The organism is Novilysobacter viscosus (assembly GCF_046600715.1).
Taxonomy (GTDB): Bacteria; Pseudomonadota; Gammaproteobacteria; order Xanthomonadales; family Xanthomonadaceae; genus Lysobacter_C; species Lysobacter_C viscosus.
The window spans coordinates 422,900-447,514 of the sequence record NZ_JBJMAV010000001.1 but is presented as its reverse complement, the minus strand read 5'-3'; the positions used below and the strand labels follow the sequence as shown (position 1 = coordinate 447,514).

Sequence of the window (24,615 nt, the reverse complement as noted above, 5' to 3'; positions counted from 1 at the left end):
CTACAGAACATCAAGGAGTTACCGAACATGGCTGAGAAATTGCTTGTACGGCGTGCCGCCGTCCTGGGGGCAGGTGTCATGGGGGCCCAGATCGCCGCCCACCTGACCAACGCCGGCGTGGACACGGTGCTGTTCGACCTGGCCGCCAAGGACGGAGACCCCAACGGGATCGTCACCAAGGCCCTCGCCAACCTCGCCAAGCTCAGCCCGGCCCCGCTGGCCGACAAGGCGCTGGCCGAGCGCATCGTGCCGGCCAACTACGAGACGGGCCTGGAGTTGCTCGAGGGATGCGACCTGGTCATCGAGGCGATCGCCGAGCGCATGGACTGGAAGCAGGACCTGTATCGCAGGATTGCGCCCCATGTCGCGGACCACGCGGTCCTCGCCAGCAACACCTCGGGCCTGGGAATCAATGCGCTGGCCGACGTGTTGCCAGAGGGCATGCGGCCGCGTTTCCTGGGCGTCCATTTCTTCAACCCGCCGCGCTACATGCACCTGGCCGAGCTGATCCCCGCCAAATCCACTGATCCTGCCGTGCTTGGCCAGTTGGAGGCGTTCCTGACCACCACCCTGGGCAAGGGCGTGGTGATCGCCAAGGACACGCCGAACTTCATCGGCAATCGCATCGGGGTGTTCTCGATGCTGGCGGCCATGCACCACACCGAGCAGTGCAAGCTCGGCTTCGACACCGTGGACGCGTTGACCGGCCCTGCCATCGGCCGCCCCAAGTCGGCCACCTACCGGACCGCTGACGTGGTCGGCCTGGACACGATGGTGCATGTGATCAAGACCATGGGCGACACGCTGCCCGAGGACCCCTGGCACCGGTACTTCAAGGCGCCCAAGTGGCTGGCCGCGCTGGTCGAGAAGGGCGCGCTGGGGCAGAAGACGGGCGCGGGGTTCTACACCAAGAAGGGCAAGGACATCCTGGTGCTCGACCTGGGGACCCAGGACTACCGGCCCGCCTCCTTCGAACTGGCCCCCGAGGTCGCCGCACTGTTGAAGGAGCGCGACCCGGCCCGGAAATTCGCCGCGCTTCGGGCCAGCGAGCACCCGCAGGCGAAATTCCTCTGGGCCTGCTTCCGCGACACCTTCCACTACACCGCCTACCACCTCGAGAGCGTTGCCGACACCGCGCGCGACGTGGACCTCGCGATCCGATGGGGCTATGGCTGGTCGATGGGTCCGTTCGAGACCTGGCAGTCCGCAGGCTGGACGCAGGTCGCGGAGTGGATCGCGGAGGACATCGTCTCAGGCCACGCGATGAGCAGCGCCGCCCTGCCCGACTGGGTCTTCGACGGACGTGACGGCGTGCACATGTCCGACGGCAGCTACAGCCCCTCCAGGGAAGCCAAGGCGCCGCGTTCTTCCAACCCGGTCTATACCCGCCAACGATTCCCCGACCCGCTGGTGGGCGAGCGTTTCGCGCAGGGGCGGACGGTGTTCGAGAACGAGGGCGTGCGGCTATGGGCCGACGAAGGCGACGACATCGCCGTCGTCAGCTTCAAGACCAAGATGCACACCGTGAACGACCACGTCCTGGACGGCCTGCAGGAGGCCATTGGCGTGGCAGAGCGCGACTTCACCGGACTGGTGGTGTGGCAGCCGAAGGAGCCGTTCTCGGCCGGTGCCGACCTGGCAGGCGCGCTGGGCCTGCTCCAGGCCGGCGACGTCGCCGGTTTCGAGGCGATGGTCGCCAACTTCCAGGCAACCAGCCAGCGGATCAAGTATGCGCTGGTGCCGGTGGTGGCGGCGGTTCGCGGCCTCGCCCTGGGCGGCGGGTGCGAGTTCCAGATGCATGCGGCGCGAACCGTATTCGGGCTGGAAAGCTACGTTGGACTGGTCGAAGCGGGCGTAGGCCTGCTGCCGGCAGGCGGCGGCCTGAAGGAGTTCGCGGTGCGGGCGTCGGAGAGCGCGGGCCCGGGTGGCGATGTCTTCGCCGAGCTGAAGGTTGCATTCGAGAGCGTCGCGATGGGCAAGGTGTCCACCTCGGCAATGGAGGCGCGCAACCTCAAGCTCGCCCGCGACTCGGATCGGATCGCCTTCAACGCGCACGAATTGCTCCACGTCGCCAAGGCAGAGGCCCGTGCCCTCGCCGAGGGCGGGTACCGCCCGCCCTTGCCCGCCCGCAGGATCCAGGTGGCGGGCGACGTGGGTATCGCCACCTTCAAGATGCTGCTCGTCAACATGCTGGAGGGGCGTTTCATCTCACCGCATGACTACGAGATCGCCAGCCGGATCGCGACGGTGATGTGCGGTGGCGAAGTCGACCGGGGCGCGCTGGTGGACGAAGAGTGGCTTTTGCGGCTCGAGCGCGAACACTTCGTCGCCCTGGCGCAGATGCCCAAGACCCAGGAGCGCATCGCGCACATGCTGAAAACCGGCAAGCCGTTGCGGAACTGATAACGGCGCGCCGCCCCTGACCCGGCGCGCTCCACCGCCAAGGTCGAACGACAAATCACCATCCGCCGGGACTTCAGTGACGGATTTCGGCTGCTCGCAACCGACCGTCACCAGCAAGGCCCAGCCTCCGGAGAACACCATGAAGCAGATCCAGGACGCCTACATCGTTGCCGCCACCCGCACCCCCGTGGGCAAGGCGCCGCGTGGCGTGTTCCGCAACACCCGCCCCGACGACATGCTGGCGCACGTGCTCAGGTCCGTTGTCGCCCAGGCGCCGGGAGTCGACGTCAACCGCATCGACGACGCCATCATCGGCTGCGCAATGCCCGAGGGCGAGCAGGGCATGAACGTCGCGCGCATCGGCGTGCTGCTTGCAGGCTTGCCCGATACCGTTGCCGCCCAGACCATCAACCGGTTTTGTTCCTCCGGCCTGCAGGCGGTCGCCCTGGCCGCCGACCAGATCCGGCTCGGCAACGCCGACCTCATGCTGGCCGGTGGAACGGAGTCGATGTCGATGGTGCCCATGATGGGTAACAAGGTTGCCCTTTCGCCGGCGGTGTTCAAGGACGACCACGTCGCGATCGCCTACGGCATGGGGATCACGGCCGAGAAGGTGGCCGAGGAATGGAAGATCTCGCGCGAAGATCAGGACGCATTCGCCCTCGCCTCGCACCGGAAGGCCATCGCCGCGATCCAGGCAGGAGAATTCAAGGACGAGATCAGCCCCTACGAAATTGTCTCCGCCCTGCCGGACCTTGCTGGCAGCAGCGTCCGGACCCGCCAGCGCGTTGTCGACATCGACGAAGGCCCACGCCAGGACAGCTCGCTTGAAGGCTTGGCCAAGCTGCGGCCGGTGTTCCGCAATGGCCAGTTCGGCGGCACGGTGACCGCGGGCAACAGCTCGCAGATGAGCGATGGCGCCGGCGCGGTCCTGCTGGCGTCCGAACAGGCGGTCAAGGACTACGGCCTGACGCCGCTGGCGCGCTTCGTGAGCTTCTCGGTGGCCGGCGTTCGACCCGAGGTGATGGGCATCGGCCCGATCGCCGCTATCCCGAAGGCGCTCAGGCAAGCCGGCCTCACCCGCGACCAGTTGGACTGGATCGAGCTCAATGAGGCCTTTGCCGCCCAGGCTTTGGCCGTTATCCGGGACTGCGAACTGGACCCGGCGAAGGTCAACCCGCTGGGCGGCGCGATCGCCCTGGGCCATCCACTGGGCGCGACGGGCGCGGTGCGCACGGCCACGATCATCCACGGTCTGCGCCGGCGGCAGCAGAAGTACGGCATGGTGACGATGTGCATCGGCACCGGCATGGGCGCTGCTGGCATCTTCGAAGCGCTCTGACCCGGGGCAGGCGATGGCATGCAGCCGCATGCCATCGTCGCGGATCGATAGAGTGCTGCCTTGCGAGTCCCCGCCGCCGTCAGGTTGGGGTCCGGCTCGTGGACTCGCGCCACGCTTTCCAGGCATCGCCGGCCTGGTGCCACCAGTAGCTCGCCTGCGCCCCGACGTAACCGGCCGGCTTCATCGCCGATACCAGGCCGTAATGTTCGAATTCGCGCCACTGTCCGTCGCCCTCGGCAATCGCCGAGGCGAGCACTTCACCGGCGAACGTGGTGGGCGCGACGCCGTGCCCTCCGAACGCCTGCGCCAGCCATAGACCTGGCTCGATCCGCCCGACCTGGGGCATCTGGTGGCGCGCATAGCTCATCAGGCCCGACCAGGCGTGATCGATCCGCACACCGTGCAGCTGGGGAAACACTTTCAGGAGGTCTCGCCGGAGCAGCCGCTCCACGGCATCGGGCGGGCGATCCAGCACCGATATGCGGCCGCCCCACAACAGGCGTGTGTCCGGCAGGGGACGGTAGTAATCGAAGGCGAAACGGGTGTCATAGACCGCTGCCCCTGTCGCCATGGCTGAGCCCAAGCGGCCGCCCAGCGGCTCGGTAACCATCACATAGGTGGCGATGGGCATCACGCCCGCGTCGACGCGGCGGCGCAGCCCCGCCAGGTAGCCCCCACACGACAGCACGACCTGTTCGGCCCGGACCGATCCGCGCGGGGTCTTGACCAGCCAGCCCGACCCCTCCCGCTCGAGCGACAGCGCCGGGCTGTTTTCATGGACCCTGCCGCCACCCGCGACCACCAGCTGGGCCAACCCACGTGCGTAGCGCAATGGGTTGAAGTGGAACCCGCGTACCTCCAGGAGCCCGCCGTGGTACCGATCCGTATGAAGGCGGTCGCGCAGCACGCCGGGCCCGATCCGCTCCCAATGCACTCCGAAGGAATCCGCCAGCAGTCGCTGCCGCTGCAACAGTATGGCCGGGTCGCGGAACCAGTTCGCCCAGAGCACGCCCTCCTCTACCGGTTGGCAGTCGATGTGGTGGGTGTGGATGCGCTGGCGGATCAACTCCACCGCATCCAGCGTCCCCTGGTAGAGCTTGCGGGCGCGGTCGGGCCCGAGTCCATCCAGCAGGGCCTGCTCGCCGCGAGAGAAGCCCCCGAATACGAAACCCCCGTTGCGGCCTGATGCGCCGTGGCCGACGCCATGGGCTTCCAGGGCAACCACATCGTGGACGCCCCGCTCGACCAGGCCCAACGCGGTGTTGAGCCCCGCGAAGCCGCCCCCGATAACGCACACCTGCGCATCAACCGGCTCTTGCAGCTCGGGATGGCCTGCGGCGCTGGCGATCTGGTGGTAGTAGCTACTCATGCGTTTGGCAAAGGGAATCGGATCGCGTCCGACGGCCATCCGGAGCGGCAGTCTTGGCAGGAAATCCGCTACGCCGGTCGCAACGGCAAGGGAGCGACGTCACTCCAGCTCGGTGACGCCGAGCTCCTTCAGTGCATCCTGCATCAGCCGTTGGGCGGCTTCGCTGAGCTTTTCGTGGTCAAGCGCATATCGGATGGTCGCTTCGATGAGGCCCAGGTGCGTTCCGCAGTCGAAGCGCGTCCCGCGGAACCGGAAGGCGTTCACCGTCTCTTCCTTCAACAGGGCGGAGATGGCATCGGTCAGCTGGATTTCGCCGCCCGCACCGGGACGGGTCGCCTCCAACAGGTCGAAGATACGGGGAGTCAGCACATAGCGCCCTACCACCGCCAGTGTGCTCGGCGCCTGGTCGGGGCTGGGCTTCTCGACCATCCTCCGGATGCGACCCTGGCGGTCGGCGAACTCTTCGGTGGCGACGATGCCGTAGCTGCCGGTCTTCTCGCGAGGCACGTCCTGGACCGCGATCATGCTGGCACCCGTGCCGGCCGCGGCGTCGGTCATCTGCTTGAGTGCGCCCGGCCCTCGGTTCCAGATGACGTCGTCGGGCAGGATCACGGCGAAGGGTTCGTTGCCGATTACGGGCTTGGCGCAGAGAACGGCATGGCCCAGACCGAGCGCCTCGGCTTGTGTCACGAATATGGCCCGGACGCCCTCGGGGAGTATGTTGCGCACCAGTTCGAGCTGCTCGTGCTTGCCCGCGCGTTCCAGCTTCTGTTCGAGTTCGTAGGCCTTGTCGAAGTAATCGGCAACGGCATGCTTGTAGCGGTTCGTAACGAATACCAGCGTGTCGCAGCCGGCTTCAATGGCCTCATCGACGGCGTACTGGATCAGGGGACGATCGATGATCGGCAGCATCTCCTTCGGGACGGTTTTTGTCGCGGGGAGGAAACGCGTCCCCAGTCCGGCGACGGGAAAAACGGCCTTCCGTACCCGTGATACGGAGTTTTGCGTGCTGCTTGGGGACATCAAACCTTCCTGGCGGTGCGTGCGGGGAATGCAACGACGGTGGTCGAGTCCAGAGCGGGAAGCGCCATTTCGTTCAAGGGCCTGAAATCGGGCACGGTCGAGCGCAGCAGGCTAGCAAGCACAACGCAGTCGTAGCGTGCAGAGGCTTCGCGCATGGCGAGCAGCGACGCTTCAATTTCCGACGCGTGCACCTGTCTTTGCTCGGCTTGCAGGATCTTGGGGTGTCCCGTTGCGCGATAGCGCTCGTCCGCGTGGAAGAGGGTTTCGTGCAGCTTCTCCCCTGCCCTCAAACCGGTGTAGACGATCGCGATGTCACGTCCTGGCTGCTTGCCCGCAAGTCGGATCATCTGCTCGGCCAGCAAGCGGATCGGCACCGCCTCGCCCATGTCGAGGGTGTAGATGGCCTCGTGGGTTCCGATCGCCGATGCCTGCAGGATCAGCTGGCACGCTTCCGGAATAGTCATGAAGTAGCGGGTCACGTCGGGGTCCGTCACCGTGACCGGGCCTCCGTTTCGGATCTGCTCGCGGAAGAGCGGCACCACGCTTCCCGCCGAGTCCAGGACGTTGCCGAACCGGACTGTGACGAAGCGGGTAGGACTCCCCTCCGCGAGGGTCTGGCACGCCATTTCGGCCAGTCGCTTGGTGGCGCCCAGCACGTTGACGGGGTCGACCGCCTTGTCGGTCGAGATCAGTACGAACGTACCCACGTCGCTCTTGCGGCAGGCCCGGGCCACCGTCTCGGTCGACAGCACGTTGTTGCGCACGGCCTCGCGCAACTGCGACTCCAGCAACGGGACCTGCTTGTACGCGGCAGCATGGAAAACAGCTTCGGGCCCGGAGAGGCCCAGTGCGTGCCCGATTACCGCAGGATCTCCACAGTCACCCAGGACCGGGATGAATTCGACATCGGGGAAGTCACGCCTCAACAGGGTCTCGGTGGTCGTGAGTGCCAGCTCATCGATTTCGACCAGGGCAATTCGGCGCGCTCCGTGGCGTGCGCACTGGCGGCACAGCTCCGAACCGATGGAGCCGCCCGCACCGGTCACCAGCACAGACCGTGCACCCAGCCAGTCCCGGATCGCCTTCCAGTCCGGCAACACCGGCTTGCGGCCGAGCAGGTCTTCGATCGCCACCTCCTTCAGTTCGCCCGGTAGCGATCGCCCTTCGAGCACGTCGCCCAGGCGCGGCACCATGCGGAAGGGCAGCCCGGTGCGCTCGCAGGCCACTACCACGCGCTGCAGCGCGGTGGCATTCGCCGACGGCATGGCGATCACCAGCAGTCCTGCCGCCGACTCGCGCGCTACGTCAGTGACGTCCGACACCTTGCCCAGCACGGGCACACCCTGCACCTTGGTTCCCCGCAACCGGCTGGCATCGTCGAGAAAGCCGACCGGCTGATACGTCCCAAGCCGACGCAGGTCCCGGACAAGGGCCTCGCCCGCATGGCCCGCACCCAGGATCAGGATGCGCACCGAACGCTCCTGGCTGCGCTCGTTACGACTGTCCTTCCAGGCGCGGTACATCAACCGGGGGGCACCCAACATGCCCATGAGCACCAGCGGATACAGCACCAGCACCAACCGCGAGACCATGTCCATGCGGTTATAGAGGAACAGGCCCACGGCTATCGCCACCATCCCCAGGACACTGGCCTTGAGGATGTTCCAGAGGTCCGGGACGCTGGCGAAGCGCCACAAACCCCGATAAAGGCCGACCTGCCAGAACACCACGCCCTGCGCTGCCAGCACCAGTGCGACTTCGGTGCTCCACAGCGGGATCGAGGGCGGGTTGGGGACGATGCTGTAACGCATCCAGTGCAGGCCAAGCCACACCAGCCAGACCATCGCGAGGTCATGGCCCACCACCGCGATCCGGGGCAATGCGCCACTCCATCGGTCACGCCAGGCAGTCATTCAGAACGGTCCTTTTCCAACTGGAGTGCGCGGGACGCGGAGCCCTTCTGCAGCCAGACCCACGCGAAAGCCGCGGACGTATACCACGCCAAAGCGAAAATCGCGATGAAAATGGCCGTGGTTCCCGTCCCGGCGAGCGCCAGCAGGACGACCGCCCCGCCCGCCGCCGCCGCCCCGTACAGGACGGTTACAAGGGAATGACCCGAGTGCCGTGCCCATCCCTGGTAGGCGTGCTGCAGGTGTGCGGTCCACCACGCCTCGCCGCGGATAACGCGCCTGCCGAGGGTCAAGGAGGCGTCGACCAGGAAGGGCGCCAGCGGTAGAAGCAACAGTGGCGAAAGTGATGGGTCCGGCAGGCCGGCCAACACCAGTAGCGCGCCCACGGCAAAACCCAGCGCCCCGCTCCCCACATCCCCGAGGAAAATGCGGGCGCTGGGGAAGTTGAAGGGAAGGAAGCCCGCGCAACCAGCCACCAGGGCCCACCCCAATGCTGCGGCGGGACCACCCAGCACCAGCGCCAGCGCGGCTCCAGCTATCGCAGCCTGGCTGGCGGCGAGGCCATTGATCCCGTCCATGAAGTTCCAGACGTTGGTCAGGGTCACGACCAGGCCGAAACCGATCAAGGCAAGCAGCGGCCGGTCCGCCCCCAGCGCAATCGGCGCCATCAGCACAGCGGCGGCCACGCAGTGGACACCCAGCCGCACCCAAGGCGAAAGCGGACGGTGGTCGTCCAGCCAGCCAACACCCGCAACGAGGCACAGGCCGATGCCGAATGCCCCGAGCCATGGCAGGTGGCCGGGGTGTCGGAATGCCAGGGCAATGCAGGCGGCCAGCAAGACCGCGACAATGGCCACTCCGCCTCCCCGCGGTGTCGCCACCGCATGGCTGCGCCTCTCTCCCGGCTCGTCCACAAGCGCCCGTTGCAAGGCATAGCGGCGCGCCAACAGGGTGCCGGCCACTGCCATCAGGAAGAACACGGCCACCCAACCCAGCATGCGTCGTCAGACCACGGCGTAGTTGAGCAAAGGCTTGACCGTGCCCCACTCCTTGCAGCTGGGGCACTGCCAATGATGGCTTCGGGCGCCGAAACCGCATCGGTTGCAGCGGTAGCTCGGATTCCTTACGAGCAGCTGGTCGGTGATGTGCTTGAGGTCGTGCAGTGTCGCCATGGGGTCGACGCCCTCGGCCAGCGCCAGATCGATCAGGGCGGCCTCGCCGCGGACGGAGGGCCGGTCCTTGAGCTGCTGGGCCAGGTAGGCACGCGCCGCTGTCACGCCCTCCCCGGCTTCGACCATCCGTGCCAACGCCAGCACCGGGGCAATACCCCGGTAGTGCTCGCACATCTCCGCCAGGAATGCCCGGGCACCGGTACTGTCGCCCGTGTGCCCGTAGCTCTCGAGTAACGCCGGGAGCACCTCGGGCAGGTAGTCCGGATCGCCTCGCGCCACGCGTTCGAACGCACGGATGGCCGCGGCATGGTGGCCCGCTTCCACCTCGATGCGCCCCTCCAGCATTCCGGCGCGAACCGAATTGGCGTCCGCCTGGTATGCGCGACCCACCGCCAGGCGGGCCTCGTCCACTTGACCCGCGGCGCGATGGCGGTCGGCCAGCTCGCACTCGAACTGCGCGATCAGCTTGCCCATGGGTTCCCCGGTGGCGGCCTCGTAACGCCCCGCATTCTCTATGGCCTTGTCCCAGTCGCGTTCGGACTGGTAGATGTGGATCAGGTGACGCAATGCCAGCGGTGCCCGCATGTCCAGGGCCACGAGATCGCTGAATACGGTTTCCGCCCGGTCCAGCAGTCCCGAGCGCATGTAGTCCTCGCCAAGCGCCAGCAACGCCTGGACCTTCTGAGGGTCGCTGAGGCCGGGGCGCTGCACCAGCGCCTGATGCAAGCGGATCGCCCGGTCGACTTCACCCCTGCGTCGGAACAGATGACCCAGAGCGACCTGTGTTTCGAACGTGTCCTTGTCGAGTTCGGCGATGTGCAGGAACAGCTCGATGGCCTTGTCGGGCTGCTCGTTGAGAAGGTAGTTCAATCCCCGGAAATACGTGGTCGACAGCCGGCTGACCTGGGAATCGCTGTGCCGCTCACCGCCGCGGCGACCGACCACCCACCCGCTGACGGCCGCAATCGGCAGCAGCAGGAAAAACCAGAACCATTCACTGATGAAAGCCATCGGGTCAGGCCTCTGGACGCGTCTGCGCCAACGCGCTCGACTCCACCGCAGCGTGATGCGCGCGCTCGACCCTGGACAGGCGACGGCGTAGGGGTAAGACGACCGCAGCGCTTACCGAAAGCCCGCCGATCAGGACGCCCAGGAGAAGCGACACGATCAGCGCAATGCCAAGCGTGGTCGCAATAACCAGGACACCGAAATCGATCTGGACGAGGTCGCGGTTCAACGCACCGACGATGGCGCCCGTCGCGAGACAGGCGAATGCAACCAGAATGCGGATAAGGCGCATGCGGGGTGGTCTCCTTTCAATCCGGCAGGCGCCAGCTTAGACCAGCGCCCCGGTGATGGGTGCTGCTCCGCCGGCAGTCGCGACCGATCAGGCGGCTTCGTCGTCAAGCGGCATGACGGCGCTAACGCGCTCGCGCAGCTCCTTGCCGGGCTTGAAATGCGGCACGTGCTTGCCCTGCAGTGCCACCGATTCACCGGTCTTGGGGTTGCGGCCCATGCGCGGAGGACGGTAGTGCAGGGAGAAGCTGCCGAAACCCCGGATCTCGATGCGGTGCCCGTCCGAAAGCGACGCGCCCATCATGTCCAGCAACGCCTTGACCGCCATGTCCACGTCGTCGCCTTTCAGGTGTGGCTGGCGGTGCGACAGGATTTCGATCAATTCGGACTTGGTCATGGCGTATCGCGACTCCCCCTGCCTGCGACCCCGGCGCTGTCGCCGGGACGCCCGCGGACCTCGATGGGCCGGGCACGGACCGACGCGGATCGGCACGGCGGCCCGCTGGCCCCGTACCGATCCGCGTCAAGCCGCGTACCGGCGCTTGCTACACAGCAAAGGCGGCCCCGCGAAGGGCCGCCTCCGTTCTGCATGAGCCGGATTACTCCGACTTGCCGCCCAGCTGCTCGCGCAGAAGCGCGCCCAGCTTGGTGGTGCCGCTGGCGGCTTCGGAGTGGGCGCGGTTGTAGTCGGCCACGGCCTCCTGCATCTCCGCCTCGTCCTTTGCCTTGATCGACAGCTGCATCGTGCGGCCCTTGCGGTCCATGCCGATGAAGCGGGCTTCCACGTCGTCGCCGACCTTCAGGAACTTGGTCGCGTCGTCCACCCGCTCCTTGGCGATGTCGCGTGCCGCGACGTAGCCCTCGATGCCGTCGGCCAGTTCGATCGACGCGCCCTTGGCGTCGACTTCCTTCACCTTGCCGTTGACGATCGAGCCCTTCGCGTTGGTTGCCATGTACTGGCCGAACGGATCCTGCTCCAGCTGCTTGACGCCCAGGCTGATGCGCTCGCGCTCCGGGTCCACCGCCAGCACCACCGCCTCAAGCGTGTCGCCCTTCTTGAAGTTGCGGGCGATGTCTTCGCCGGTGGAGTTCCAGCTGATGTCCGACAGGTGGATGAGACCGTCGATGCCGCCGTCCAGGCCGATGAAGATGCCGAAGTCGGTGATCGACTTGATCTGGCCTTCGACCTTGTCGCCCTTCTTGTGCAGCACGGCGAAGGTCTCCCACGGATTGGACGTGACCTGCTTCATGCCCAGCGAGATACGGCGACGCTCTTCGTCCACGTCCAGCACCATGACCTGGACGTCGTCGCCCACCTGCACGATCTTGGACGGGTTGACGTTCTTGTTGGTCCAGTCCATTTCCGAGACGTGGACCAGGCCTTCGACACCCGGCTCGATCTCGACGAACGCGCCGTAATCGGTGACGTTGGAAACCTTGCCGAACACGCGGGTCTGCGACGGGTAGCGACGAGCGATGTTGTCCCACGGATCCTCGCCCAGCTGCTTCAGGCCCAGGCTGACGCGGTTGCGCTCGCGGTCGTACTTGAGCACGCGAACGTCGAGCTCGGCACCCACTTCCACCACTTCGGACGGATGGCGAACGCGCTTCCACGCCATGTCGGTGATGTGCAGCAGGCCGTCGATGCCGCCCAGGTCCACGAACGCGCCGTAGTCGGTGAGATTCTTGACCACGCCCTTCAGCACCGCGCCCTCGACCAGCTTCTCCATCAGCTGCTCGCGCTCTTCCGAGTGCTCGCTCTCAACCACTGCGCGGCGGGAGACGACGATGTTGTTGCGCTTGCGGTCCAGCTTGATCAGCTTGAACTCGAGCTCCTTTCCTTCCAGGTAGGTCGAATCGCGCACCGGGCGCACGTCGACCAGCGAACCGGGCAGGAAGCCGCGGACATCCTTGATGTCGACGGTGAAACCACCCTTGACCTTGCCGCTGATGCGGCCGGTGATGGTCTCGTTCTTCTCGAGGGCTTCCTCGAGTTCGTCCCACACCATGGCGCGCTTGGCCTTCTCGCGCGACAGCACGGTCTCGCCGAAGCCGTTCTCGATCGTGTCCAGCGCGACCTTGACCTGGTCGCCCTCTGCCACGTCGATTTCGCCGGCTTCGTTCCGGAACTGTTCAATCGGGACGATGCCCTCGGACTTCAGCCCGGCGTTGATCACCACGACGTCGCCGCGGACTTCGACGACGGTACCGATGACAATGGCGCCCGGCTTCAGCTTGGCCAGGTACTGCTGGCTCTGTTCGAACAGTTCGGCAAATGATTCGGTCATTGGAAAGTTACTCGGTTGATGACACAGACCGGCACCGCGGCCGGTCCACCCGTTGTCGGCCTGCGCGGGATTGCGTATGGCCGTGAGTGTTGTGATGGATGACCCGCCGGGACTTACCGGCAGGAGTTCTTCTGCTACGGGACCTGGCCCTGCATCGTCCCCAGGACGCGCTGGACCACCTCGTCGATGCCGATACCGGTGGTATCGATGCAGACCGCGTCGTGCGCGGGCCGTAACGGAGCCACCGCGCGATTGGCATCGCGGGCGTCGCGGGCCAAAATCTCCCGCAGCAGACCGGCCAATGTAACCGGAACCCCCTTGTCTTTCAACTGCTTATAGCGCCTTTCCGCCCTTTCGTCGGCGCTGGCGGTCAAGAACACCTTGTGGGCTGCGTCGGGGAAGATGACCGTGCCCATGTCGCGGCCGTCGGCGACCAGCCCCGGCGCCTGGCGGAAGTCGCGCTGGCGCGCCTTCAGCGCCGAGCGGACTTCGGGGATCGCGGCGATGGCCGAAGCCGCGGCACCGGCGGTTTCGGTGCGCAATTCGGTCGTGGCGTCGGTGCCGTTCACCAGCACCAGCAGCTCGTCGCCCTGTTCACGGAAGCTGATGTCCGTGTCGAATGCGCACCGCACGAGCGAGGCGGGGTCGGCCAGGTCCAGGTCGGCCCAGCCGGCGGCGACGCCGATGGCGCGGTACAGCGCCCCCGAATCCAGGTAGTGCCAGCCCAGCTCCCGGGCCACGAGCCGGCTGATGGTGCCCTTGCCCGACCCGGAGGGGCCGTCGATGGTCAGAACGGGGATGCTCGCGGGCGTGTTGGCGGAGTCGGTCGACATGTCGTTGCTCATCGCACCATTATGAATGTGCCGACAGCCGGACGTGCCAGCTTGTTGGCAGCAGTCCGGCTGGCGGATTGGGCGGATGCGTGCCCCCTTGCTTCCCCTGTCGCACCGCCGCTATACTCGCGGGCTTGATTTCCCCTATCCGTTGCCGAGGTCTGTCATGAAGGTCCTGTCCTCCCTGAAGTCGGCGAAGGCCCGTCACCGCGACTGCAAGGTCGTTCGCCGCCGTGGCAAGGTCTTCGTGATCTGCAAGTCGAACCCGCGTTTCAAGGCTCGCCAGCGCTGATCCGCCGACGCCCGGTGCTGCCGGGCATCGAAAGAGGGCCGCCGAAAGGCGGCCTTTCTGTTTGCGCCCCCGGTCCTCCGCCCCGTCCGTGCCCTTGGCCGCCATCGGGCCATGCACGCGTCGCATTGCACCGGTGTGCTTAGAATCGGGGCGCGCAAATGGCGCCGACGACGAGGCCGACCCATGATCCTTCGCATTTCCGCCCTTTCGATGGCCGCGCTGTTGGCGCTGCCGATGGCTGCATCCGCCCAGACGCTGCTGATCGAGCGCGTGCATGAGGAAGGTGCCATGGCCCTGCCCGCCCGTGGCCTGAGCATGGCCCAGGTCCAGGCGCGCCACGGCGCTCCCTCCGCACGCATGGATCCCCGCGGTGGCCAGAAGCGCCAGTGGCCGACCATCAACCGCTGGGTCTACCCGCAATTCACTGTCTATTTCGAGAGGGACCGGGTCATCGACGCCGTCCTCAACAAGGCCGATCCGACCGAAGTCGGCCCCAGTCCGCCCATCCGCTGAACCTGCCCACCAGGGCTCACTCCAGACACGCAAGCCAATGACCGAGAGATACCGTTTCCCCGCGGAGTGGGAGCCCCAGTCCGCGGTCCTGATCGCGTGGCCGCACGCCGGCACCGACTGGGCAGACCGGCTGGAACAGGTCGAGGAGACCTACATCGCGTTGGTCGAGGCGATCACCCGCTTCCAGCCTGCGGTCATCTGCGTGGCGGACGACGACGTTCAGGCCTATGCACGTGCCCGACTGGCGTCCGCGCGCATCGACATGGACCGCGTGCATTTTGTCGATGTGGCCTACGACGATACGTGGCTGCGCGACTCCGGCCCCATCACGCTGGCCGGCCCCACCGGCCACCGCCTGCTCGATTTCCGGTTCACGGGTTGGGGCGGCAAATTCGAGGCCGGGCGCGATGACCGCCTGGTGGAACAGTTGCACGCAGGCGGGGTTCTCGGCAGCGCCGAGCACAGCCCGTTCGACTTCGCGCTGGAAGGCGGCGCCATCGAAACCGACGGCCAGGGCACGCTGCTGACGACGTGGCAGTGCCTGCACGAACGCCACCCGGGTGCCACCCGCGACGACCTCACTTCCCGGCTGGCCGGCTGGCTCCACCAGGACCGTGTGCTGTGGCTGGAGCACGGCTACCTGGAGGGCGACGACACCGACGCCCATGTCGACACGCTGGCCCGCTTTGCGGCCGTCGATGCCATCGTCTACCAGGGCTGCGACGACCCCACCGACTCGCACTACGACGAGTTGCAGGCGATGGGGAAGGAACTGGCGGCACTACGGACGACGGATGGCGAGCCGTACCGACTTTTCAAGCTGCCGTGGGCGCAACCCGTCGTCGATGAGGGCCGCCGCCTGGCGGCCAGCTACGCCAATTTCCTGATCATCAACGGTGCCGTGCTGATGCCCGCCTACGGGCAGGACGACGAAGGTCGAAGCGTCGACCAGTCTGCAGCCGACGTGCTGTCATCGGCCTTCCCCGGCCGGGAGGTCGTGCAGGTCCCCTGCCGGCCGCTGATCTGGCAGAACGGAAGCCTCCACTGCATCACCATGCAACTGCCCGCTGGCGCATTCAGCGCACGCGGTTGACCGTCACGCATCCGACGAACTTCCGACCCGGGACGTCATGGCCAACAAGACCCTCACTGTCGCGCTCATCCAGGAGCGCGCCATCATCGACCAGGCGGGCGGCAATGCCGCGGCCAACCTCTCGCTGATCGAGGACCGCGTAGCCGAGGCCGCGGGCAACGGTGCGCGTCTGGTGCTCCTGCAGGAGCTGCATAACGGCGCGTACTTCTGCCAGCACGAGTCGGTGGACGAGTTCGACCTGGCCGAGCCCATCCCCGGGCCGAGCACGGAGCGGTTGTCGAAGCTGGCCAGGGCGCACGGCGTGGTGCTTGTCAGTTCGCTGTTCGAACGCCGCGCAGCCGGGCTTTACCACAACACCGCGGTGGTGTTCGAGGCCGATGGCTCCATTGCCGGCAAGTATCGCAAGATGCACATCCCCGACGACCCGGGGTTCTACGAGAAGTTCTACTTCACCCCGGGCGACCTGGGCTTCGAGCCCATCGACACGTCGGTGGGCCGCCTGGGCGTGCTGGTGTGCTGGGACCAGTGGTATCCGGAAGGCGCGCGCCTGATGGCGCTGGCGGGGGCGGAGATCCTGCTCTATCCCACCGCGATCGGATGGGATCCCGACGACGCGCAGGACGAGAAGGCCCGGCAGCGTGATGCCTGGATCCTCAGCCACCGTGGCCACGCAGTGGCCAACGGGCTGCCCGTGCTCTCGTGCAACCGCGTCGGCCATGAGCCCTCCCCGGTCGGTGCATCGGGCATCGACTTCTGGGGCAGCAGCCATGTGCTGGGGCCGCAAGGCGAGTTCCTGGCCGAAGCCGGTGGCGAGCCGCAGGTCCTGATGGCCGAGGTCGACCTGCAGCGCAGCGAACACGTCCGCCGTATCTGGCCGTTCCTGCGCGACCGGCGGATCGACGCCTACGGCGACCTGCTACGCCGCTACCGCGACTGATCCACGCGTTCCCCTCATCCATCGACCAGAGCCCATGACCGAAGCCGTCGCACCCCAAGCCGCCCTTCCAACCGACTGGCGCAGCCAGCCGCACGAGGTGGTCGAACGCGACGGCGTGCGCTACACCCTGATGGGTACCGCGCACATTTCGCGTGCCAGCGTGGAGGCGGTGCGCGACGCGATCACGGGCGGCAGCTTCGACGTGGTCGCGGTGGAGCTCGACGAAAACCGGCTCAACGCGCTGACCGATCCGGACTCGCTCGCCCGGCTCGACCTGGTGCAGGTGATCCGCAGCGATCGCACCGCGATGTTCGCCGCCAACCTTGCCCTGTCGGCCTACCAGCGTCGCCTCGCCGAGCAGCTGGGGGTGGAGCCGGGCGCGGAGCTGAAGCGCGCGGTGCTGGAGGCACGCCATCGCGACCTCCCGGTGCACCTGATCGACCGCGACGTGGGCCTGACCTTCAGGCGCGCGTCGGCGCGGCTGGGGTTCTGGGGCCGGGCCAAGCTGATGGGTGGGCTGCTGGCATCCCTGCTGGCCGAAGACACCGTGGGCGACGAAGAGATCGAGAAGCTCAAGCAGGGCGACATCCTCGAAGCCAGCTTCAGCGAGTTCGCCAGCGACAGCCCGGCCCTGTATGAGAGCGTGATCGCCGAACGCGACCGGTACATGGCAGCGCGGCTGCGCGAGGTGGGCGAAGGCGTTGGCGGGGAGCCGCTCGCCGCGGGCACCGAGGTCCTTGCGGTAGTCGGTGCCGGCCATCTGCAGGGCATGGCGCGCCACCTGCGGGAAGACACCCGGGACGCCTCCGCCGAGCGCGAGTCGCTTGAGTCGGTGCCCGCCAAGAGCAATATCCCGTGGTTCACCCTGATCCTGGCGGTCTTCGTGCTGGGTGGTTTCGCCTGGGGCTTCTGGCAGGGTGGAATCGACGTGGGCGCCGACCTGCTCTTGCAGTGGGCACTCGCCACTGGCGTACTCGGAGCGATCGGGTGCGCCCTCGCCGGCGGCCACCCTCTGAGCATCCTGGTGGCGTTCCTCGCCTCCCCGATCACCCCGCTCCACCCCGCCCTTGCCTCCGGCACGCTCAGCGCGCTGACCGAAGCATGGCTGCGCAAGCCGACCTATGCCGACTTCATGGCATTGCGCGACGACATCCAGACAGCCCGGGGGTGGTGGCGGAACCGGGTCTCCCGCGTGCTGCTGAACTTCTTCCTGACCAGCATGGGCACCGCCATCGGCGTGTGGACCGGTGGCCTGCGGATGCTCGGCACGCTGTTCGGATGAGAAGGAAACGAAACGGCCCCGTGGGATCACGGGGCCGTCTTCAGATCGAGGCTTGCGAAGTCAGAGTTGCCAGAGCTTGCAGAACCCCGGAGCCGCCTCGCAGATCTTCTCGAGGATGGGACTGCGTTCCTCGGCGACGGCGCTTCCGATTGGCAGCAGGCATGCGAGTGCCACTGCGACCACCGCGACTTTCCTTTTCATGATCAGGCTTCCCTGTGATTGATGTCGACGCAACCGGTGCGGTTGCGAGGGGCAGTCTCGCCCCGCCGGGCCATGGCGTCAAACCGTCGCGGCCACCCCCGTGCGTGGGCGCGAGGCACGGCGTATCACCCGGGTAGTGCCGTTGCTCAGGTCATCGAGGATGGCGTAGATCGTCGGCAGGAACAGCAGGCTGACGACGGTCGAAAACGCCAGACCGCCGGCAACCGCACGGGCCATCGGCGAGTAGGTCAGCCCGCCCAGCAGGACTGTGTCGCTGAAGGAGATCGGCACCATCGCCAGGATCGCGGTGCCCATGGTCATCATGATCGGACGCAGGCGTTCGCGGCTGCCCTCGACCAGCGCGTCGGTACGCGACAGGCCCCGACGACGCAGGTTGTTGATGTGCTCCACCATCACGATGCCGTTGTTCACCACCACCCCCATCAGCACCAGGATGCCGATGAAGGCCATCACCGAGAAGGTCGTGCCGGTCAGCCAGAACAGCCAGAACACCCCGAACACCGAGAACAGCACGCAACTCATGATCGCCGATGGGAACAGCAGCGATTCGAACACCGCCGCCATCACCACGTAGATCATCACCAGCGCGATCAGCAGGTTGAACATCATCTGGCGACTCGCGTCGTCGTCACGCTCGAACGCGCTGCCGTCGAAGCTGTAGCTGTAGCCGGCCGGTAGCGACACCGCCCCGAGCGCTTCTTCCATCGCCTTGCGGGCTTCCGGAACGGTCGTTTCGCCGTTCAGGTTGGCCTGGATGGTGACGGTGGTCTGGCGATCGGTGCGGCTGATCTGCGTCGCGGAGGGCTGTACGTCGAGATCGACCATCGACAGCAGCGGCACCGTCCTGCCGTCGGGCGAGCGCACCATGAAGCCGCCGATGTCCTCAACGCCGTAGTCGTCGGCGCCGGCAAAGCGCACCCAGACCGGCACTTCGGTGTCGCCGCGGTTGAACTCGCGCAGCTGTGCGCCCCTGAGCGCCAGGCCGACGAAGCCCGCCACCTCCTGTGCGCTGAAGCCGAACGAAGCCGCACGCTCGCGGTCAACGCGGATGTTGAGCTCGGTGTTCTGGTCGCCCGCATCGATCCGGACATCACGCAGTTCCGGGCGGCGCGCCAGGATGGGCACGATGTCGGTTGCAAGCGATGTCAGCACCTTCGTGGAGTCGCCCACCAGTTGCACCTGTGCCAACTGTCCCGAGCCTCCCGACTGGTCCCCATCGCCGCGCACGCCGACCTTGGCCCGTGCTGATTTGGGCAGTTCCTTGCTGATCTCGTCGGTGATCGGCTTGGTATCGCCCACCGCGTCGTCGAAGGTGACCAGGGTGCTCGCATCGCCCTGCTCGCTGTACCAGGAATAGACCTGGGAGATGCGGAAGCGCTCGCGGTTCTCGTCCAGGAAGTCTTCGACCCGCAGCACTTCGTCCGACATCTGCTCTTTGGTGTAGCTGCCCTTCCACTCGTAGTAGAGGTTGGTTTCCTTGCCACCCCCACCGCCGCCGAACATGTCGAACTTGGTCTGGGTCATCGGCACGATGCTCAGGCCGATGATCAGGATGATCCCGATGACGCTCCAGCCGCGATGTTCCAACGTCCAGCGCAGGAGCCGTGCGTAGCGATCCTGCAGGCGCCTGATGACGCCGCCCTGGGCGGCCACCGCCGGCGGGGTCTTCATCCTTGCCGACAGCATCGGGATCAGGCTGACGGCCACCAGCCATGACGCCAGCAGCGACACCGAGATGGTGATCGCGATCTGCGCCATGAAGATGCTGATGTTGTTGGTCTCGCCCAGCAGGTTGGGGACGAACACGATGCAATGGCACAGCGTTCCGGCCGAGAGTGCGATCGCCACGTTGCGGGTGCCGATGATCGACGCCTGCACCGGCTGGTCGGGCATGCGCTCGCGTTCCTGGTAGATGCTCTCCACCACCACCACGGCGTTGTCCACCAGCATGCCGACCGCCAGCAGCAGCCCCATCAGCGAAAGGATGTTGAGGGTGACACCGGCGAAGTACATGAAGCCCAGCGTCATCACGAAACAAATCGGGATCGCCAGCGTGACCATCAGGGTCGATGGCCAGTGGCGCAGGAAGAAGAACAGCACCGCGATCGACAGCACCAGGCCGATCCCGCCCGCCTCGGCCAGTTCCAGCAGCGACGTGGTCACCTCCTCGCCCTGGTTCTGGATCACCTTGAAGTCGATGCCACTCAGTTCCGGGTCCTTCTGGATCTCGCCGACTTCGGCAAGGACGGCTTTGGAGACCTCCACCAGGTTGGCGTTGCGCTCCTTGAAAATATCCAGACCGACGGCGGCCCGCCCGTCGAGGCGGCGCCCGTAGTCCATGCGTGCCGGCTTCAGCCGCACCTCGGCGATGTCGCCCAGGCGCAGGCCGCTGTCGGCGATGACCAGCTCGCGCAACTGCTCCAGGCTCTCGAGCTCGCCCACCGGTTGCACGCGCAGCCTGCGCCCTGCGTCGTCGATGCGGCCGGCGGAGACCGAGAAATTGACCGCGCGCAGGCGCTGGGTCAGGTCGTTGAGCACCAGGTTGTGCGCCGACAACCGATCGGGATCGATCGCGATCTCGACCTCGTTGGGCGGTGCCCCGCTGATCTCCACCCGTGCCACGCCGGGGATGCGGTCGAGGCGACGCTTCATCCGGTTGTCGATCAGGTCGTAGGCACCGGTCAGGTCGGTGTCGGCGGCCAGCCGCACGCGCAGGATGGCTTCGTCGCTGGTGGAGAACTTGAAGACGAAATAGCGCTGGAAGTCGTCGGGCAGCTCGTCGCGGATGGCATCGATGCGCTCACGTGCCTCCGAGGCGGTGATCGCGATGTCCTTGTCCCAGTCGGAGAACTCGATCGGCATGCTGGCGCCGTCCGATCGCGCGCGTCCCTGCATGCGCTTGATCCCCGGCATCGTCGCCAGCGCCTCTTCGGTCGGCCGCAGGATCTCGCGCTCGACCTCTTCCGGGGTGGAACCGGCATACGGCATCTGGATGAAGAGGAACGGCGCCGACACGTCCGGGAGCGCTTCCAGCGGCAACCGGACCGCGGCGATCAGGCCGACCACGAACATCGACACGAACAGCATCACCGTGGTGACGGGCCGCCTCAGGCTGAGTTCCGCGATGCTCATGCCGGCTGGTCCCCGATGGTGCCCTCGCCTGCCGGACCGGAGGGCGCGTCCTGCAGCCGGGCGCGTCGCGCACGGGCCAGGTAGTGCTCATCGGGACGACGGTCGAGAAGGTCGTATACGACCGGGATGACGACCAGCGTCAGCAGGGTGGACACCAGCAGGCCGCCGATCACCGTGATCGCCATCGGCGAGCGCACCTCCGCGCCCTCGCCCATCGCGATGGCCAGCGGCAGGAAACCGAACAGGGTGCACAGGGTGGTCATGATGATCGGCCGCAGGCGTGAGCGAGCGCCCTCGACCAGCGCCTCCCGCTTGGCCACGCCGGCTTCGCGCAGCTGGTTGACCTTGTCGATCAGGATGATCGCGTTCTTGGTCACCAGGCCCACAAGCAGGATCAGGCCGATGAAGACCACCACCGAGATCGTGTTGCCGGTCACCAGCAGGGCAAGCACCGCGCCCACCATCGCCAACGGAATGGTGAAGAGGATGACGAACGGATGCAGCAAAGACTCGAACTGCGACGCCATCACCAGGTAGACCAGGAAGATCGCCAGGGCGAAGGCGAACAGCAGCGAGTTGACCGATTGCGCCAGCTCCTCGCCCTGCCCGCCGATGTGCATGCGCACGTCGGTCAACGGATTGGCCGCGACCATCTGTTCGACTTCCTGAACCGCTGCACCCAGGTCGATGTCGCGCAGGTTGGCCGACACGATGGCCACCCGCGTCTGGTCGGCGCGGTGGATCTCGCTGGGGCCCGTGGTCGCGACCACGTCGGCCACGGCAGACAGCCTGACGGGACGGTTGCTGCCGGGGTTCACGATCAACTGGCGGATGTCCTCCACCGAGGCGCGATCGGCTTCCTGTGCCCGCACCAGCACGTCGATCTTGCGGTCACGGAAGCTGTAGCGCGTGGCCACTTCCCCGCGCACCTTCTTGACCACTGCGTCGGCGACCTGGCGCGTGGTCAGGCCCAGCGAGGCCGCACGATCCTGGTCGAAGCGGATCTGGATCTCCGGGAACCCCTGTTCGACGGTGGAGCTGACGTCGGCGTAGTGCGGGTTGTCGCGCAGCATCGCGGCCATCTGCTGGCCCGCCCGCTCCAGCGACGCGAGGTCCTCGCCGCGCAGTTCGATCTCCAGCGGCGTGGAGAACGAGAACAGCTGCGGGCGGCTGAAGTCGACCTGTGCACCGGCCTGGTCGGCCATGCTCTCGCGCAGGCGCTGGGTGGTGGCGGCCTCGACGTCCTCGCTGCCACCGTCGGACATCACCACGGTCAGCTTGCCGATGTTCTCGCCGCTCTCGGTCGGGTTCGCATCCAGGCGCGTGCCGCTGCCGCTGACGCCGTACAGGGCCTGCACGCCAGGCTCGTCGGCATGGCGACGTTGCAGGTCGCGGACCAGGGCGTCGGTGTCGCGCAGCGGGGTGCCCGGTGGCAACTTGACGGTCATCTCGAAGCGGTCCTGCGCCAGCTGCGGGATCAGGTCCGTTCCCAGCAGCGGCACCATCAGCAGCGCCAGTGCGAACGCGCCCGCCGCAGTGCCCAGCACCAGCGTGGGACGGGCCATCGCCGCGGGCAGTACCTTGAGGTAGCCGCGCTCGGCACGCCCGTACGGCGCCATCGCCAGGTCACTGGCCTTGCGCATGACCGGGCTGACCACGGCCACCAGGCCACGCCAGGCCCGCACGAACACCCACGCGAGGCCAAAGAACGCCCCGCGCACGCCGGCCCCGGCGCCGCGGCCGGCGATGGCCACCGGCTTCTGCAGTCTGGAGCGGGGCTCCCAACGGGGGTGCGGCGGCTCTTCGGGGAACGCCATCGGCGGATGGCCCTTGAGCGCGCTCAGCATCGGGATCAGGGTCATCGATACCACCAGCGAGATCGCGATCGCGATCGCCACGGTCAGCGCCTGGTCGCGGAACAGTTCGCCGGCAATGCCCTCCACGAACACCAGCGGCAGGAACACCGCGATGGTGGTCAGGGTCGATGCGACGACGGCCATGCTGACCTCGCGGGTTCCGACGATGGCCGCCTCCAGCACGCCCAGGCCGCGTTCGCGTGCCTTGGCGATGGATTCCAGGACAACGATCGAATCGTCCACCACCAGGCCCGTTGCCAGCGCCAGGCCGCCCAGCGACATCACGTTGAGGCTCAGCCCCAGCTGGCCCATGAAGAAGAACGTGGTGATGATCGAAACCGGGAGCGAGAGCGAGATCACGAACGTGCTCCAGCCGTCGCGCAGGAACAGGAAGATGATCAGGATCGCCAGTGCGCCACCGATCACCGCGTCCTTCTTCACGTCGCTGATGGCGTGGCGGATGAACTCCGACTGGTCGTCGATGACGGTCAGCTCGATGTCTTCAGGCACCTGCTCGCGGATCTGTGCGAGCCGCGCCTCGATGGCATCGGCCGTGGCGACGGTATTGGCATCGCCTTCCTTGTAGATCGCCAGCTCGACCGCCTCGCGGCCACCCAGCCGGATGATCGCCTCGCGTTCCCTGTAGCCCTGGCGCACGTCCGCGACGTCGCGCAGGCGCACCGGCATGCCACCGGCCACGGCATTGCCGCCGGATGACGCGCTCTGCACGGATGCCGCCGCGGCCATCGTATCGGCCGATCCGCTCGCCGCCGCCACCCGGGCCATCTGCTCGGCCGCGCTCTGCGCGGCGCCGCCATCCGGGCCCTGGGTGGTGACCAGCATGTCGCGGATTTCCTCGACGCTGGCGAACTGGTTCACGGTACGCACGAGGTAGCGCTGCGACCCCTCTTCCAGGCGCCCGCCCGACACGTTGACGTTCTCCTGGCCCAGTCGCTGGATCACGGTATCGATGGGCAGGTTCAACTGCGCCAGGCGCTGCTGGTCGATGTCGACGTGTATCTCGTCCTCTAGGCCGCCGCCCACTTTCACCGCGGCCACGCCCTCGACCGGCTCGAGCTTCTTCTTGAGGTCGTCGTCGGCGTAGCGGCGCAGCTCGGTCAGCTGGCGCACGGCCTCGGTCTCCCCCGCGTCCGGCGCACCCCGGGCGGCCAGGGCGATGCGCAGGATCGGCTCGGTGGAGGGATTGAAGCGCAGCAGCACCGGCGAGGCGGCTTCCAGCGGGAGGTTGAGCGACTCCATCTTGTCGCGCACGTCCAGCGTGGCCTGGTCCATGTTGGTGCCCCAGGCGAACTCGAGCACCACGTCGCTTTGCCCGGTGCGCGAAACCGACTTGAGCTTGCGCAGGCCCTTCACCACGCCGACGGCTTCTTCCACCGGTTCACTGATCAGCGTTTCGATTTCGGCCGGGGCCGCGCCGGTGTACTCGGTGCGGACGGTAAGGGTGGGATAGCTCAGGTCGGGTAGCAGGTTGACCTTGAGGTTGCCCAGCGCGAGCAGCCCGAACAGCAGGAAGCTGATGGTCACCATCGCCACGGTGACGCGGCGGCGGGTGGAGAACTCGACCAGGTTGAAAGGCGGTGCCGGGGGATGCAGCGCGGGATCGAACCCGTCCTTCCCGTGCGGCGGCGGGG

19 protein-coding genes are annotated in these 24,615 nt (G+C 66.9%); 7 read left to right on the top strand and 12 right to left on the bottom strand.

All coding sequences use genetic code 11. The features are described from left to right. Positions 1-27: 27 nt before the first annotated feature. A complete protein-coding gene (locus ACJQWL_RS02080) occupies positions 28-2,403 on the top strand; it encodes a 3-hydroxyacyl-CoA dehydrogenase/enoyl-CoA hydratase family protein (RefSeq protein WP_330968190.1) in 2,376 nt (791 codons plus the stop codon). A gap of 139 nt (positions 2,404-2,542) precedes the next feature. Next, positions 2,543-3,745, top strand: coding sequence for an acetyl-CoA C-acyltransferase (locus ACJQWL_RS02075; protein ID WP_330968189.1), 1,203 nt, complete (start codon positions 2,543-2,545; stop codon positions 3,743-3,745). Between the two features lie 79 nt (positions 3,746-3,824). Here ACJQWL_RS02075 and ACJQWL_RS02070 read toward each other — a convergent pair whose 3' ends face one another. The 9 genes from ACJQWL_RS02070 to cmk all read right to left on the bottom strand — a co-directional run bounded on the left by ACJQWL_RS02070 (position 3,825) and on the right by cmk (position 13,636). After that, a complete protein-coding gene (locus ACJQWL_RS02070) occupies positions 3,825-5,114 on the bottom strand; it encodes an NAD(P)/FAD-dependent oxidoreductase (protein ID WP_411300678.1) in 1,290 nt (429 codons plus the stop codon). 99 nt (positions 5,115-5,213) lie between these two features. Then, entirely contained in the window at positions 5,214-6,137 is a 924-nt protein-coding gene (gene galU, locus ACJQWL_RS02065) for a UTP--glucose-1-phosphate uridylyltransferase GalU (RefSeq protein WP_330968187.1), read from the bottom strand. Further along, entirely contained in the window at positions 6,137-8,050 is a 1,914-nt protein-coding gene (locus ACJQWL_RS02060; RefSeq protein WP_330968186.1) for a polysaccharide biosynthesis protein, read from the bottom strand. The genes galU and ACJQWL_RS02060 overlap by 1 nt, the downstream gene beginning before the upstream one ends. Beyond that, entirely contained in the window at positions 8,047-9,045 is a 999-nt protein-coding gene (locus ACJQWL_RS02055; protein ID WP_330968185.1) for an MraY family glycosyltransferase, read from the bottom strand. The genes ACJQWL_RS02060 and ACJQWL_RS02055 overlap by 4 nt, the downstream gene beginning before the upstream one ends. 6 nt (positions 9,046-9,051) lie before the next feature. Then, positions 9,052-10,230, bottom strand: a complete 1,179-nt coding sequence (gene lapB / locus ACJQWL_RS02050; protein ID WP_330968184.1) for a lipopolysaccharide assembly protein LapB — start codon at positions 10,228-10,230, stop codon at positions 9,052-9,054. A gap of 4 nt (positions 10,231-10,234) precedes the next feature. Further along, positions 10,235-10,519, bottom strand: coding sequence for a lipopolysaccharide assembly protein LapA domain-containing protein (locus ACJQWL_RS02045; RefSeq protein ID WP_330968183.1), 285 nt, complete (start codon positions 10,517-10,519; stop codon positions 10,235-10,237). A gap of 87 nt (positions 10,520-10,606) precedes the next feature. After that, a complete protein-coding gene (locus tag ACJQWL_RS02040; protein WP_330968182.1) occupies positions 10,607-10,912 on the bottom strand; it encodes an integration host factor subunit beta in 306 nt (101 codons plus the stop codon). A gap of 202 nt (positions 10,913-11,114) precedes the next feature. Further along, positions 11,115-12,803 carry a 30S ribosomal protein S1 gene (gene rpsA, locus ACJQWL_RS02035; RefSeq protein WP_330968181.1) on the bottom strand — a complete coding sequence of 563 codons (1,689 nt, stop codon included), beginning with the start codon at positions 12,801-12,803 and terminating at the stop codon, positions 11,115-11,117. 134 nt (positions 12,804-12,937) lie between these two features. Then, positions 12,938-13,636, bottom strand: a complete 699-nt coding sequence (gene cmk, locus ACJQWL_RS02030) for a (d)CMP kinase (RefSeq protein WP_330968241.1) — start codon at positions 13,634-13,636, stop codon at positions 12,938-12,940. A 166-nt stretch (positions 13,637-13,802) separates the two neighbouring features. Between cmk and ykgO the strand changes: the two genes are divergently transcribed. The 5 genes from ykgO (at position 13,803) to ACJQWL_RS02005 (ending at position 17,753) form a co-directional block, all read left to right on the top strand. After that, on the top strand, positions 13,803-13,928 hold the full coding sequence (gene ykgO, locus ACJQWL_RS02025) for a type B 50S ribosomal protein L36 (RefSeq protein ID WP_010342887.1): 126 nt from the start codon (positions 13,803-13,805) through the stop codon (positions 13,926-13,928). A gap of 183 nt (positions 13,929-14,111) precedes the next feature. Next, positions 14,112-14,441, top strand: coding sequence for a hypothetical protein (locus ACJQWL_RS02020; RefSeq protein WP_330968180.1), 330 nt, complete (start codon positions 14,112-14,114; stop codon positions 14,439-14,441). Between the two features lie 37 nt (positions 14,442-14,478). After that, the gene (locus tag ACJQWL_RS02015; protein WP_330968179.1) at positions 14,479-15,534 is read left to right on the top strand and encodes an agmatine deiminase family protein; all 1,056 of its coding nucleotides are present in this window, start codon (positions 14,479-14,481) and stop codon (positions 15,532-15,534) included. 37 nt (positions 15,535-15,571) lie between these two features. Further along, a complete protein-coding gene (locus ACJQWL_RS02010; protein ID WP_330968178.1) occupies positions 15,572-16,471 on the top strand; it encodes a carbon-nitrogen hydrolase in 900 nt (299 codons plus the stop codon). 34 nt (positions 16,472-16,505) lie between these two features. Then, positions 16,506-17,753 (top strand): TraB/GumN family protein, encoded by a 1,248-nt coding sequence (locus ACJQWL_RS02005; RefSeq protein ID WP_330968177.1) that lies wholly within the window; start codon positions 16,506-16,508, stop codon positions 17,751-17,753. Positions 17,754-17,813: 60 nt separating this feature from the next. Here the strand turns inward: ACJQWL_RS02005 and ACJQWL_RS02000 are convergent, their stop codons facing one another. The 3 genes from ACJQWL_RS02000 to ACJQWL_RS01990 all read right to left on the bottom strand — a co-directional run bounded on the left by ACJQWL_RS02000 (position 17,814) and on the right by ACJQWL_RS01990 (position 24,577). Next, positions 17,814-17,954, bottom strand: coding sequence for a hypothetical protein (locus tag ACJQWL_RS02000; protein ID WP_330968176.1), 141 nt, complete (start codon positions 17,952-17,954; stop codon positions 17,814-17,816). A 78-nt stretch (positions 17,955-18,032) separates the two neighbouring features. Then, positions 18,033-21,107: an efflux RND transporter permease subunit gene (locus ACJQWL_RS01995; protein WP_330968175.1), complete on the bottom strand. Its 3,075-nt coding sequence runs from the start codon at positions 21,105-21,107 to the stop codon at positions 18,033-18,035. Then, a complete protein-coding gene (locus ACJQWL_RS01990) occupies positions 21,104-24,577 on the bottom strand; it encodes an efflux RND transporter permease subunit (protein WP_411300719.1) in 3,474 nt (1,157 codons plus the stop codon). The genes ACJQWL_RS01995 and ACJQWL_RS01990 overlap by 4 nt, the downstream gene beginning before the upstream one ends. Between the last annotated feature and the right edge of the window lie 38 nt (positions 24,578-24,615).